Consider the following 11,634-nt stretch of genomic DNA (forward strand, 5'->3'; position numbering starts at 1 on the left):
CGCGGGTTTCGGAACCTGCGCCCACAGGCCGGCTGTCCAGCCAGTGCACCGAAACCCTCCCGACCCGGCCCCGGCCGACCAGCCGGACGCCGCAACCTGCAACCCGCCGACCGCCACGACGTGCACATCGTCACCGCGACCACGACCACGAAAGCCAAACCGGTCACCCCCCGACCACGCCGAACAGGTTAAAACTCAAGCTAGGCCGCACTCCATAAGCAGATGGGCGGCTCGCGATCCCGTTGTGCGACGTAGGTTCCCTTCGATTTCACGGTGACCACCAAACCGCGCTGGCGAAGGAGCCGCGTCGCGTGGCGGGCGGTGCCGAGCGAGACACCGTACTTGCGGGCGAGCTGCCCTTCGGCGGGGAGCGGCGTGTTCGGGGACAGCTCGCCCGATTCGATCTGGGCGGCGAGCAGCTTGGCCAGCGCCTCGTAGAGATAACCGGGGGCTTCGCGATCAATTTCCATAGGACAAAAAGTATCACGAAGAGAACAATCTGTCGCGCCGGACACGAGGGTTAAGCTCATGATCTGATGAGCGACGAGGAAGTGGGAGACGACGGGCTCGATTCGCGGTTGCGCGCGCTCGCGAGCCGGATTCGGAAGATCCGCCGCGACCAGGACCTGAGCCAGGAAGACCTGGCCGACCGCGCGGGCGTGTCACGCTCGGTCGTCGCGGAGCTCGAGCGGTCCCGGCTCGATCAGCCGAAGCGCAAGGAAGACCCGCAGAAGCGGCCACCGCGCAACATCACGCTCGACAGCCTTTTCCGGATCGCCGACGCACTCGGCACGCATCCGGCGGACCTGCTCGACGATCGCTGAGGCGACACGCCTCCCCCGGTGAAGGCCTCAGAAGCCGCGCACTCGCTCGACCTCGATCCGCACCGCGATCGGGTAAGCCTCGCCGAATGACGTCACATCGCCGGCGATCCGCTTCATCGCTTCGCCGTATTTCGCCACATACTCCGGAACTTCCTGTGGCTTCGGGTGATTCTCGATCCGCTTCGCCATCCCCGTGAACACGACGACGGACCCGCCACCCTTGTCGCTGTTGAAGTGCAGCGACACCTGCGGTCGTTGCTCGATATGGGACAACCGCTTGGCGTTGGGCCGGTTGAAAACCAGCAGCGCACCGTCCTGCCAGAGGAACCAGACGGGATTCGGCTGGGGAGTGCCGTCCGCGCCCACGGTGGCGAACCAGATGATCATCTCGCTGTCGAGCCGGGCCCGCACCTGGGCACCGAACGGAGTTCCCGGATCAGGAAGCGCAGTCATATGTCCAGGCTAGCCACCGACCGCAACCCGTTGTGGTCACACTCACTCCGCTCACCCCTGCCCGAGCGTCCGTGATAGTCATGCCTGATGCGCCTGCTGTTGCTGTCAAACTCGACCGCCCCGGGCAGGCGGTATCTCGAACACGCCGCGGATGCGCTGACGGACCTGCTCACCGGAGTCCGGCGAGTGCTGTTCGTGCCGTTCGCGCTCGCCGATCACGGCGGCTACACCGCGCACGTCGCGGCCGCGCTCGAACCGTACGGGGTCGAAGTGCTCGGCGCACATCAGGACGATCCGATCAAGCTGTTCAATTCCGCGCAGGCGGTGTTCGTGGGCGGTGGCAACACTTTCCGCCTGCTGCGCGAGCTCTACGCACGCGAACTGCTGGCCCCGATCCGGGACCGGGTCACGCACGGGACCGTCTACATTGGATCGAGTGCGGGCACGAACGTCGCCTGCCCCTCGATCCGGACGACCAACGATATGCCGATCGTCCAGCCGACGACGTTCGAAGCGACCGGATTGGTGCCGTTCCAGATCAACCCGCACTACCTCGACCCGGTCGACGGCGACACGCATATGGGCGAGACTCGCGAGGAACGGATCGAAGAGTTTCTCGAGGAGAACGACGTGCCCGTACTCGGCATGCGGGAAGGCACCTGGCTGCGCCGGGAGGATGCCACGCTCACCCTCGGCGGTGACGCCGCCGGCGCACGCCTGTTCCGGCGTGGCGCCAAGCCCGAAGAAATCAGCTCCGGCACCGATCTCAGCGCGCTGCTCGAAACCATGGGCCGCTACCGGTGACCGGTTGGGCGCATGCGCTCGAGACCGCTTGGGTGGTCAACGACCCGATGTCCCGTCCGGACGTGGACCGGTTCGGCGAGCCGGCGGAGATCACGGCCGCCCTGGCACGGGCGTCGGGCCCCAGTCTGCTGGCCGTGCAGCATCCGCACCGCACACCCGGGGCAGGCGGCCGGTCCCTCACCGAGATGCTTCCCGACGCGCGACACATGCTGGACCGGCTCCTTTCCACGTCCTACCGCCAGGTGTCTGACGTGGTCGCGGTCTACGAAGTGGCGGGGCGGGCGATCGGCGTGCTGTGCCTGATCGACCCGGCCGCGGTCGGCGATCAGGTACGGCATAGCGAGCAGGTCTACCCGGACCTCGTGCGCGAGCACGCGGCCAGGCTGACCGGGCTCGGCCGCGCGACCAGCGCCGCCATGCTGGTGCCGGCCGGCGTTGGTGACCAGCTGAGCGCCGCCGCCACCGAAGCCGTTGCGGGACGCCCCACCTCTGTGTCCACTGTGGATGGTCACCGGCTCTGGCTGATCGGCCCGGGCACGGCGCAGGACGAACTGCTTGCCGTCGTGCGAAAGCGGCCGTTGCTGGTCGCCGACGGCAACCACCGGGTCGCTGCCGCGAGGGCCGCCGGAGTGGACCTGCTGGCGCTCGTCACCGCCGGCCCGCAGCTGCACATCGGCGCCATTCACCGGTCGATTGCCGGCACCGGTTTGACCATGGGCGACCTCACGGCCGCCTGGCGTCGGGCCGGACTCACCGTGCATGAGGTGGACAACCCGGAGCCGCCGAAAGATCCGGGCACGGTGACCGTTCCCGGCGGCCTCGTGGTCGAACTGCCCGAGCCGGACGGCCCGCTGCCCTGGTTCGACCACGGGATCGTCGAAGACCTGCTGCTGGCGGATGCGCTCGGCCTCGACCCGGAGGGCCCGCACGTCCGGGTCCTGCCCGAGGGTCACGACCCTGGTCCGGACGTTGACGCGATCGTGCAACTGGCCCCGGTGCCGCTCGCCGATGTGCTGGCGGTGCACGAGCAGCGGCGGCTGATGCCACGCAAGAGCACCTACTTCACACCCAAACCCCGCAGTGGTCTACTGATCGCCCAGGTTTGACCCCGGCAGGACCCTGGCCAGCGCGGGCCAGCCGGTGTCGAGCGCCCGTTCGCGTGCCTCGGCGCGACCGCCACCGCGGATGCCGAACAGCCGCTTCGCGAACAGCAGGTAGATGACGACCGCGAGGTTGATCAGCAGGGTGACGATCTTGAGTGCGCTCACCCGGATCGACAGCTCGTAGATCTCGGGCACCAGCAGCACCGTGGTCGCGACGAAGGTCAGGTACTCCGCCCAGCGCTTCGCCAGCCACAGTCCGACCGCTTCCACTCCCTCCAGTATCGCGTACCCCGCGACCACCGCGCCGACCAGCCATAACGTGGAGGGACGGGCGTTGAGGGCCTTCGTCACCTCGTCGAGCAGGCCGGTGCCGGTGCGGCCGGTGCGCCCACCGAGCGCGCCCTGCAGCGCGTCGACGAAACGGTAGAACGGGCCACTCAGCGTCTGCCGCTCGTGCACGAAGGCGAAGATCGCGACGGCCAGCACCCCGAGCACCGCGAAATGCAGGATCCGGTCGAGCGCGATGAGCCGCAGGACATAGCGGTCGCGCAGTGGCTTGCCGCGCAACGGCACGTCGACCTCGTCCGGGCCCGGCACGTGCTCGCGGCCGGGTTTGTCCGGCGGCGGCAACGGGATCCAGCCGTCACAGCGCAGGCACCGGTGCCAGCGCAGGCCACCCCCTTCGCGCACGACCATCGCGTCCTCGGGCCGGATCCGCGCGGCGTCCTGGCCGACGAGGTGGTGCCCGCCGCGGGCGCAGCCCAGCAACTCGTAGTGCAGCCGGCCACGCCGAGGCCCGGCGCCGGGCGGCGCAAGGAGCTCTTCTTCGCTGCTCACCGTCGCAGATTAGGACAAGGCGCTCGTCGCCGAGGCGGTGGGCCAAATTAATTCTGCAAATTGCAACGCGATGAGGTTTCGATAGGCGAATCGAGAGTTTGCTACATTCCGGTGACGACTATCGGCTCCGTCACCCCGGAGCCCCTATGCTGCAGGTAGCCGAGTAAAACCGGATGGTAATCATGGCACCTCGCACTGATTTCGGCCCCGGAGACACGTGTTTCGCGTGTCTGGTCCCCCGTGAACAGACACCTGTGCACGAAGAATGGTGTCTCGACATGTACAACAGGCCGCTTTGCGGCCAGTGTGCCCGAGACGAATGGATTATTCACGAGCCTTGGGCCGAGGATTTCCCCGACGTGGAATTCCTGTCGAGGCGCAGCAAAGAATTCACGCATATCCTGCCCTGACGTGCCAGCCTGCCGCAGTCGGCCGTGGTCCCGCGGTATACCGTGGATGAACTGACCCCGCCGGCGAGGGAGGTGACGGCTGATGGGGGATGCCGCTGCGCGTCCCAGGATGAGCAGGCGACGCGAAGTCAGCCATACCAGCGCCCGCTCGCTGCTCACGACCCTGCTCGGCGAATTCGTGCTTCCCCGCGGGCGCCCGGTGTGGACCTCGACGCTCGTCGACGTGCTCGCCGTATTCGGTGTCGAGGAGAAGTCGGCGAGGCAGGCACTCGCGCGCACCGCTGCCGAAGGCTGGCTGGTGTCCGAACGCGTCGGCAGGCGCGTGCGGTGGTCGCTCACCGCACCGGGCCGCAGGCTGCTGACCGAAGGCGCGGCGCGCATCTACGGTTTCGGCAGAGACCGCAACGCCTGGGACGGCCGGTGGCTGATGCTGCTGGTGTCGGTGCCCGAAACCAAGCGGGATCTGCGGCACAGCCTGCGCACCCGGTTGACATGGGCGGGTTTCGGCTCGCCGACACCCGGGGTGTGGATCAGCGCCGACGCCGGCAGGCAGGACGAGGCCGCGAGCATCGTGCGGGAACTCGGCCTCGACCGCGAGGCGATGTCATTCGTGGCTTCGTACGGCCAGATCGGCGACCAGGACGCCATGGTCTCGCGGGCCTGGGATCTGACCGCACTCGAAGAACGGTACGAGGGATTCATCGACGAGTTCACCGGCTTGCAGCCGGCGACCGGCGACGAGGCGCTGCACGCCCAGACGCGGCTGGTCCACGAATGGCGCCGCTTCCCGTTCCTCGACCCGCAACTGCCGGTCAGCCTGCTGCCGGCGAACTGGAGCGGTGTCCAGGCAGCCGAGTTGTTCCACCGCAAGCACGTCGAATGGCGTGTGCTCGCGCAAGAACACTGGGATCTTTTGACTACCGAAGAGGAAGCGGCCTGACTTCCCGTTAGAGTTCCGGCCATGACCGAGCATCTGAGCATTGCCACCCCGGCCGGGTCCTTTGACGCTATCGCCGCCGGGCCGGCTGACGGGCGGCCCGTCCTGCTGCTACACGGCTTCCCGGAGGCGGCGATTGCTTGGGACTACACGGTGGCGGTGCTCGGTGACCGTGGTTTCCGCGCGGTGGCACCGGATCAGCGTGGCTACTCGCCGGGCGTGCGGCCGGAGAACGCCGCGGAGTACGGCATCAGCGAACTCGTCGGTGACGTGGTGGCGATTGCCGACGAACTCGGCTGGAGCAAGTTCGATCTCGTCGGGCACGACTGGGGCGGCGTGGTCGCGTGGTGGACGGCGAACGAGCACCCCGCCCGGCTGCGGACGCTGAGCGTCGTCTCCACGCCGCACCCCGGCGCCCTCGGCGAGGCCTTGCATGCCGACGAGGACCAGCAGTTGCGCTCGCAGTACCTGCAGGCCTGGCGTGCTCACGGCACGGAACGCCAGATGCTCGCCGAGAACGGCGCGGCACTGCGCCGGATGTTCGACAGGCATGTGGGCCCGAGCCGGGTCGACGAGTACATCCAGCGCCTGTCCGAGCCGGGTGCGCTCACCGCCGCGCTCAACTGGTATCGCGCGTCGCGGCCCGCCGGCCAGATCGGCAAGATCGAGGTGCCGACGCTGTACGTGTGGAGCACCGAGGACGTCGCGTTCGGGTCCACCGCCGCCACCGGCACCGAGCGGTGGGTCACCGGCGCGTACTCGTTCCAGATGCTCGAAGACGTCAGCCACTGGGTGCCCGAGGAGGTGCCGGAGGTGCTCACCGGGATGCTCCTGGAACACCTTTCCGGCAGGTGAATCAGGTACCCGAGAACTCCTGGCTCACCGCATTCGGCCCGTCGTAGGTACGGTCGGGGATTTGCTCGAGGTGTTCGAGGGTCTCCTGGTCTGCACCCTTCGATTTCGCGTGCTCCACGAGGTCGTCGCGGCTTGCCGGATAGTCGACGCCGGCAAGGAACTTCTGCATCTGAATCGGATTCGGGTTACCGGCCATGCTGTGCGCCTTCCTCACTCACGGCCCGGCATACCCATGCCCATCCCGGCCATTCGCGCAGCGCGCCCGAAATTGTCGGTGGGTCGCGCTAGCGTCGCGGCATGGCATACGACTTTCAAGTCACTGTGGACAGTGCCGGCCCGCACAAGCTGGCCGATTGGTGGGCCGACGCCCTCGGCTGGGACGTCGAGCCGAGCAACGAGGAGTTCATCCGGCGCATGGTCGCCGAAGGGCATGCGCGCGAGGAGGACACCACGACATATCGCGGAGCCCTCGTGTGGAAGGTGGGCGCGGCGATCCGGCATCCGGAGTCCGGGCGGCGGGTGCTGTTCCAGCTGGTACCCGAGCCGAAGAAGGTCAAGAACCGCGTGCACCTGGACATCGCGGTCGGCGAGGCGCGTGAGGCGGAGGTCGAGCGGCTCACCGGGCTGGGCGCGACTGTGCTGCATCGCGGGCAGCAGGGGCCGTACACCTGGGTCACGATGGCCGACCCGGAGGGGAACGAACTGTGTCTGCAGTGAACCTCAGCGGCCGATCGCCCGGTACCACCGTGGTGAGGTGTTCAGCGGCGGCTTCATGGTCGCTCGCACCACCAGCACATTCGGTTCGTCGGCGCGCACGAACTCCCCCAGCAACCGGCGGAAGGCGCGGCCGAAGCCCTTGACCTCGTCGGCGTGCACCCCGAACGACCTGGCCAGGCCGACGAAGTTCGGCGTGTGCAGGTCCACACCACGGTGCGGCACACCGGCGCGGTCCTGGTCGAACCGCAGCATCCCGTACCCGCCGTCGTCGACGATGATCACCGTCACCGGCAGCGACTCCTGTGCGAGGGTGGCCAGATCACCGCAGCCGTAAAGGAAACCGCCGTCGCCACTCACGCACACCACGCGAGAGGCCTCGCCGGCCGCCGCGCCCAATGACGCCGGGAAACCGAAGCCGAGCGTGCCCCAGCCCATAGGGTAGGCGAACCGGCGCGGCGCCCGCGCCCGCAGGTAGCCGCCTGCCCAGTACCCGGCGATGCACATGTCGGCCACGACGACCGCGCCGTCGGGCAGGGTTTCCTCAAGCGTGCCAAGGAAATCCGCGGCTTGGGGCTCGTCCGCGCGCATTCGCCTGCGCACGAGCTCCCCGAGGTTGCGCAGCCGGTCGGACAGTTCGCTCAGCCCGGGGCGTGGCGCCAGGCCGGTGACCAGCTGACTCACCACGTCACGCGCGTCGCCGACGAGCGTGACGTCCGGCTGGTAGTTCTTGGCGGCGTCCTTCGGGTCGATGTTGACGGAGATCAGCTTCGGCGGTTTCGGCATCAGCCAGTTCTGCGTCATCAGCCCGTCGAAATCGGTGCCGACGCCGAGCACCACGTCGGCCTCGTCCCACAGCGCGCCGACCTCCGGGGCGTGCACCGGCGTCGGCGCGGCACATGGATGCGTGGGTGGCACGAGTCCGCGTGCGGCGAACGTGGTGAGCACCGGTGCGGCCAGCCGCTCGGCCAGCTCACCGATGATCGGTCCCGCCTCGGCTCGGACCGCGCCACCGCCTGCCCAGATGACCGGGTGCTCCGCGCCGCTGAGCAAGGCGCGTGCGTAGTCCAGGTCGCCGATGTCGACCGCGGCGAACCGTTCCGTCAGATCGGTGTCCGGTGCGCGTTCCGCTTCCGCGCTGAGGAAATCCGTAGGGATGCCGAGGTAGACCGGTCCGGCCTGCGGTTCCCGCGCCAGCCGTGCGGCGCGCGCGATCGCCGGCGCGATCTCGGCCGGCGAGTCGACGGTGATCGCCGCCTTCGTGACCGGAGCGAACATCGCCGCCTGATCACTGGTTTCGTGCAACACACCACGGACCAGGTTGGGCCGGCGCAGTGTGGACGGGATGTCGGTGGCCACCACCAGCACCGGCGAGGCCGAGGCCATGGCCTCGCCGACCGCGCCCAGCGTGTTCGCGGCGCCAGGGCCGGTGGTGACGATGGCGATCCCGAGCTTGCCGGTCGCGCGCGCGTACCCGTCGGCCGCATACCCCGCGGTCTGCTCGTGCCGGACCCCGATCAGCCGGATTCCGCTGCCTGCCAGGGCTTCCCAGATCGGGAGGTTGTGCACACCGGGCAGGCCGAACGCGACATCGGCACCGAGCTCGGCGAGCACATCAACGAGGTGTTGTGCGCCGGTCTTGTTCACCCGACCAGGTTACTAATCCGACCGAAAGCAGGCGGACACGGTCACACGCGCTACCACTGCGGCGGCAGGATCTCGCCGGCAGGCGGCGGCCCCGGCGGCGTCCCGTCGCCGAAGGGGCGCCCGCCCAGCGACTCGCGACCGTGCGGCGTGGCCCAGTTCGACAGGTCTGGACCTTTCGGCACGATTCGCGTCGGGTTGATGTTCTCGTGCACCTGGTAGTAGTGGCGCTTGATGTGGTCGAAGTCCACCGTGTCACCGAATCCAGGGGTCTGGAACAGATCACGAGCATATGCCCACAGCACCGGCAGCTCGGTCAGCTTGTGCCGGTTGCATTTGAAATGCCCGTGATACACGGCGTCGAATCGAACGAGGGTGGTGAACAACCGGATATCAGCCTCGGTGATCGTATCGCCCACCAGAAAACGTTGCCGGGAAAGCCTTTCGGACAATTTGTCGAGCTCGACGAACAGCCGCGAATACGCGTCGTCGTAGGCCGGCTGCTTCGACGCGAAACCGGCTTCGTACACCGCCGCGTTCACGTCGCGATACACCGTCCGATTGACCTCGTCGATCTCGTCTCGATGCTTTTCCGGATACAGGTCCGGCGCGCCGGGCCGGTGATATCGCGTCCATTCGGTGGAGAAGTCGAGCGTGATCTGCGGATAGTCATTGGTGACCAACCGCCCGCTCGGGATGTCGACCACCGCGGGCACGCTGATGCCGCCGTCGTAGTCCGGCTCGGCCGCGTGGTATGCCTCGGCGAGGAAACGTATGCCCAGCACGGGATCCCGGCCGTCCGGGTCCAGGGTGAACCGCCAGCTGCGCTCGTCTTGGATGGGGTCGGCGACGGCGACCGAAATGGTCTGCTCCAGGCCGAGCAACCGGCGCACGACGAGACCGCGGCTGGCCCATGGGCAGGCCCGGCTCACCACGAGCCGGTAGCGGCCGGGCTCGGCCGGCCAGCCGTCCTGCCCGTCCGCGGTGATGCGTGCGGCGAAGTGGTTCGGTGCCCGGACAAACCGCCCACTCTCTGGATCTGCCATACCACCAGCGTAGGCACGCGCCTAGCATTGTGCGTGACTCCGGCATGAGAGGCGGCCGCCCATGGCACTGATGCCCTTCACCGACTCGATGTTCCTTCTCGTCGAAAGCCGGGAACATCCGATGCACGTGGGTGGCCTGCAACTGTTCCGCAAACCCGATGGTGCCGGTGACGATTTCCTGCACGGGTTGCGCGACGATCTGCTGAAGGCCGACGACGTCCCGCCGTTGTTCCTTCGCCGACCTGCGCGTCCGGTCAACACAGCCGGCTATCTGGCGTGGACGCAGGAGTCGGAGATCGATCTCGACTACCATTTCCGCCACTCGGCGCTGCCGCAGCCGGGCCGGATTCGTGAGCTGCTGGAGCTGGCGTCGGCGTGGCACAGCACCCTGCTCGACCGGCATCGCCCGCTGTGGGAGATCCATCTCGTGGAAGGCCTGCGGGACGGCCGGTTCGCGATGTTCAGCAAGATCCATCACGCGTTGCTGGACGGGGTTTCCGCGCTGCGCCATCTGCAGGGGACGTTGAGTGAGGACCCGGACGATCGCGCGTGCCCCCCGCCGTGGGGGTCACGGCGGGAGTCGCAGTCGAGGCCGTCCCGTGGCCTGCCGTCGATGCTGAAAACGTTGCAGCAGCTCGCGAGTGTCGCGCCGGCCGCGGTCAAAGTGGCGAACGAAGCGTTCCGCGAGCACACCTTGACGTTGCCGATGCAGGCGCCGCGCACGATGTTCAACGTCCCGATCGGCGGGGCCCGGCGGTTCGCCGCGCAGTCGTGGCCGCTGTCGCGGGTGCGCGCGATCGCGGCGAGAACAGGGACTTCACGCAACGACGTCGTGCTCGCGATGTGCGCCGGTGCGTTGCGCGATTACCTGATCGAGCAGAGCGCGCTGCCCGATGCGCCGCTGATCGCGATGGTGCCGGTGTCGATGCGCAAGCAGACGGAAGGCGAGTCGAGCGGCAACCAGATCGGGGCCATGCTGTGCAATCTGGGCACCGACAAGTCCGACGCGGCGGCGCGGTTGATGACGATCTACCAGTCGACGCGTGATGCGAAGCGGATCTTCAAGGAGCTGACGCCGCTCCAGACGCTGTTGTTGTCGGGGCTCAACGTGGCACAGTTGGGCATCTCGACGGTGCCGGGTGTCGTGACCAGCACGCGGCCGCCGTTCAATCTGGTGATCTCGAACGTGCCGGGCCCGCGCAAGGAGATGTACTGGAACGGCGCGCATCTGGACGGCATCTACCCGGCGTCGGTGCTGCTGGACGGGCAGGCGCTGAACATCACCCTGACCAGCAACGGGGACAACCTGGATTTCGGCATCACCGGTTGCCGCCGCAGCGTCCCCCACCTGCAACGGCTGCTGCTGCACCTCGACACCGCGCTGACGGAGCTCGAAGTCGCGACCGCGTAGGGCTAACCGGCGAAGGTACGCAATCCGGCCGCGATCTCCGGCACCTCGACGTCACCCGTGGCGGCCGCGAGTACGAGCTTCTCCGCGGCGTCCACATCAAGCCCCGCGCCCAGCCGTTCCCCGTTGACCTCGAGGAACACCCACGCCGCGGCCCACGCGGCCCTCTTGTTCCCGTCGACGAGACCGTGGTTGCGTACCAGCGAATGCAGCAGGGCCGCGGCTTTCGTGAACAGATCCGGATAGGCGTCCTGCCCGAAAACGGTCGCCGACGGGCGCGCGACCGCCGCCGCGAGCAGACCGAAGTCGCGCACTTCGACCGGACCGCCTGCCGCGTACCGAGTCGCCGTCAGGACATCCTCGACGTCGAGGTAGTACGGCTCGTGCACTACCGCGCCAGTCGCTCGTTGAGCTCCTCGCTGATCGAGGCGACCCTGGCCGCGGCCTCGCGGATCAGGTGCTTGCGGGAGGACACGACCGACACCACCGCGTCATGCGCCACCGCCTTGAGCGACCTGCCCTCGCGCTCGGCGGTCGAGCGGAGGTCAGCCATCTCCTCGTCGGTGAACTGCAGGTTGAGCGCCGTCATACACCGAAGG

The 11,634-nt window shown here is 68.0% G+C and carries 15 protein-coding genes; 7 read left to right on the forward strand and 8 right to left on the reverse strand.

What is annotated here, in order from left to right; translation table 11 throughout:
* Positions 1-200: 200 nt before the first annotated feature.
* The gene (locus GKO32_RS29975) at positions 201-470 is read right to left on the reverse strand and encodes a GntR family transcriptional regulator (protein WP_154760271.1); all 270 of its coding nucleotides are present in this window, start codon (positions 468-470) and stop codon (positions 201-203) included.
* A gap of 66 nt (positions 471-536) precedes the next feature.
* Between GKO32_RS29975 and GKO32_RS29980 the strand changes: the two genes are divergently transcribed.
* Positions 537-824: a helix-turn-helix domain-containing protein gene (locus GKO32_RS29980; RefSeq protein ID WP_154760272.1), complete on the forward strand. Its 288-nt coding sequence runs from the start codon at positions 537-539 to the stop codon at positions 822-824.
* 27 nt (positions 825-851) lie between these two features.
* Here GKO32_RS29980 and GKO32_RS29985 read toward each other — a convergent pair whose 3' ends face one another.
* Complete coding sequence (locus GKO32_RS29985) at positions 852-1,277, reverse strand: TIGR03667 family PPOX class F420-dependent oxidoreductase (protein ID WP_154760273.1); 426 nt, start codon at positions 1,275-1,277, stop codon at positions 852-854.
* 87 nt (positions 1,278-1,364) lie between these two features.
* Here GKO32_RS29985 and pepE point away from each other — a divergent pair, with 87 nt between their 5' ends.
* Both pepE and GKO32_RS29995 read left to right on the forward strand, forming a co-directional pair.
* The gene (pepE, locus tag GKO32_RS29990) at positions 1,365-2,081 is read left to right on the forward strand and encodes a dipeptidase PepE (protein WP_154760274.1); all 717 of its coding nucleotides are present in this window, start codon (positions 1,365-1,367) and stop codon (positions 2,079-2,081) included.
* Positions 2,078-3,187 (forward strand): DUF1015 family protein, encoded by a 1,110-nt coding sequence (locus GKO32_RS29995; RefSeq protein ID WP_312868779.1) that lies wholly within the window; start codon positions 2,078-2,080, stop codon positions 3,185-3,187. The genes pepE and GKO32_RS29995 overlap by 4 nt, the downstream gene beginning before the upstream one ends.
* Here GKO32_RS29995 and GKO32_RS30000 read toward each other — a convergent pair.
* Positions 3,167-4,021 carry a DUF2127 domain-containing protein gene (locus GKO32_RS30000; protein WP_312868781.1) on the reverse strand — a complete coding sequence of 285 codons (855 nt, stop codon included), beginning with the start codon at positions 4,019-4,021 and terminating at the stop codon, positions 3,167-3,169. The two genes, GKO32_RS29995 and GKO32_RS30000, sit on opposite strands and share 21 nt — an antisense overlap.
* Positions 4,022-4,540: 519 nt before the next feature.
* Here GKO32_RS30000 and GKO32_RS30005 point away from each other — a divergent pair.
* Both GKO32_RS30005 and GKO32_RS30010 read left to right on the forward strand, forming a co-directional pair.
* Entirely contained in the window at positions 4,541-5,371 is an 831-nt protein-coding gene (locus tag GKO32_RS30005) for a PaaX family transcriptional regulator (protein ID WP_166459782.1), read from the forward strand.
* Positions 5,372-5,392: 21 nt separating this feature from the next.
* Positions 5,393-6,223 (forward strand): alpha/beta fold hydrolase, encoded by an 831-nt coding sequence (locus GKO32_RS30010; protein ID WP_154760276.1) that lies wholly within the window; start codon positions 5,393-5,395, stop codon positions 6,221-6,223.
* 1 nt (position 6,224) lies between these two features.
* On the opposite strand, the gene GKO32_RS30015 is transcribed toward GKO32_RS30010, so the two are convergent.
* On the reverse strand, positions 6,225-6,419 hold the full coding sequence (locus GKO32_RS30015; protein WP_154760277.1) for a DUF2795 domain-containing protein: 195 nt from the start codon (positions 6,417-6,419) through the stop codon (positions 6,225-6,227).
* Positions 6,420-6,520: 101 nt separating this feature from the next.
* On the opposite strand from GKO32_RS30015, the gene GKO32_RS30020 reads away from it, so the two are divergent.
* A complete protein-coding gene (locus tag GKO32_RS30020) occupies positions 6,521-6,940 on the forward strand; it encodes a VOC family protein (RefSeq protein WP_154760278.1) in 420 nt (139 codons plus the stop codon).
* A 3-nt stretch (positions 6,941-6,943) separates the two neighbouring features.
* Here the strand turns inward: GKO32_RS30020 and GKO32_RS30025 are convergent, their stop codons facing one another.
* Together GKO32_RS30025 and GKO32_RS30030 are read right to left on the reverse strand one after the other, a co-directional pair.
* A complete protein-coding gene (locus GKO32_RS30025; protein ID WP_312868783.1) occupies positions 6,944-8,584 on the reverse strand; it encodes a thiamine pyrophosphate-binding protein in 1,641 nt (546 codons plus the stop codon).
* Between the two features lie 50 nt (positions 8,585-8,634).
* Positions 8,635-9,627 (reverse strand): glutathione S-transferase family protein, encoded by a 993-nt coding sequence (locus GKO32_RS30030; protein ID WP_154760279.1) that lies wholly within the window; start codon positions 9,625-9,627, stop codon positions 8,635-8,637.
* 61 nt (positions 9,628-9,688) lie between these two features.
* On the opposite strand from GKO32_RS30030, the gene GKO32_RS30035 reads away from it, so the two are divergent.
* Complete coding sequence (locus GKO32_RS30035) at positions 9,689-11,038, forward strand: WS/DGAT/MGAT family O-acyltransferase (protein ID WP_154760280.1); 1,350 nt, start codon at positions 9,689-9,691, stop codon at positions 11,036-11,038.
* 2 nt (positions 11,039-11,040) lie between these two features.
* Here GKO32_RS30035 and GKO32_RS30040 read toward each other — a convergent pair whose 3' ends face one another.
* Complete coding sequence (locus tag GKO32_RS30040; protein ID WP_312868784.1) at positions 11,041-11,424, reverse strand: type II toxin-antitoxin system death-on-curing family toxin; 384 nt, start codon at positions 11,422-11,424, stop codon at positions 11,041-11,043.
* Positions 11,424-11,624, reverse strand: a complete 201-nt coding sequence (locus GKO32_RS30045; protein ID WP_154760281.1) for a hypothetical protein — start codon at positions 11,622-11,624, stop codon at positions 11,424-11,426. Before GKO32_RS30045 ends, GKO32_RS30040 begins: the two co-directional genes overlap by 1 nt.
* Between the last annotated feature and the right edge of the window lie 10 nt (positions 11,625-11,634).

The organism is Amycolatopsis pithecellobii (assembly GCF_009707865.1).
GTDB lineage: Bacteria > Actinomycetota > Actinomycetes > Mycobacteriales > Pseudonocardiaceae > Amycolatopsis_E > Amycolatopsis_E pithecellobii.

Coding starts and splice junctions, on each gene's coding strand:
- pepE (WP_154760274.1), top strand. CDS start 1,365: ATGCGCCTGCTGTTGCTGTCAAACTCGACCGCCCCGGGCAGGCGGTAT.
- GKO32_RS30030 (WP_154760279.1), bottom strand. CDS start 9,627: ATGGCAGATCCAGAGAGTGGGCGGTTTGTCCGGGCACCGAACCACTTC.
- GKO32_RS30035 (WP_154760280.1), top strand. CDS start 9,689: ATGGCACTGATGCCCTTCACCGACTCGATGTTCCTTCTCGTCGAAAGC.
- GKO32_RS30020 (WP_154760278.1), top strand. CDS start 6,521: ATGGCATACGACTTTCAAGTCACTGTGGACAGTGCCGGCCCGCACAAG.
- GKO32_RS30045 (WP_154760281.1), bottom strand. CDS start 11,624: ATGACGGCGCTCAACCTGCAGTTCACCGACGAGGAGATGGCTGACCTC.
- GKO32_RS30010 (WP_154760276.1), top strand. CDS start 5,393: ATGACCGAGCATCTGAGCATTGCCACCCCGGCCGGGTCCTTTGACGCT.
- GKO32_RS29975 (WP_154760271.1), bottom strand. CDS start 470: ATGGAAATTGATCGCGAAGCCCCCGGTTATCTCTACGAGGCGCTGGCC.
- GKO32_RS29985 (WP_154760273.1), bottom strand. CDS start 1,277: ATGACTGCGCTTCCTGATCCGGGAACTCCGTTCGGTGCCCAGGTGCGG.
- GKO32_RS29980 (WP_154760272.1), top strand. CDS start 537: ATGAGCGACGAGGAAGTGGGAGACGACGGGCTCGATTCGCGGTTGCGC.
- GKO32_RS30015 (WP_154760277.1), bottom strand. CDS start 6,419: ATGGCCGGTAACCCGAATCCGATTCAGATGCAGAAGTTCCTTGCCGGC.
- GKO32_RS30005 (WP_166459782.1), top strand. CDS start 4,541: ATGAGCAGGCGACGCGAAGTCAGCCATACCAGCGCCCGCTCGCTGCTC.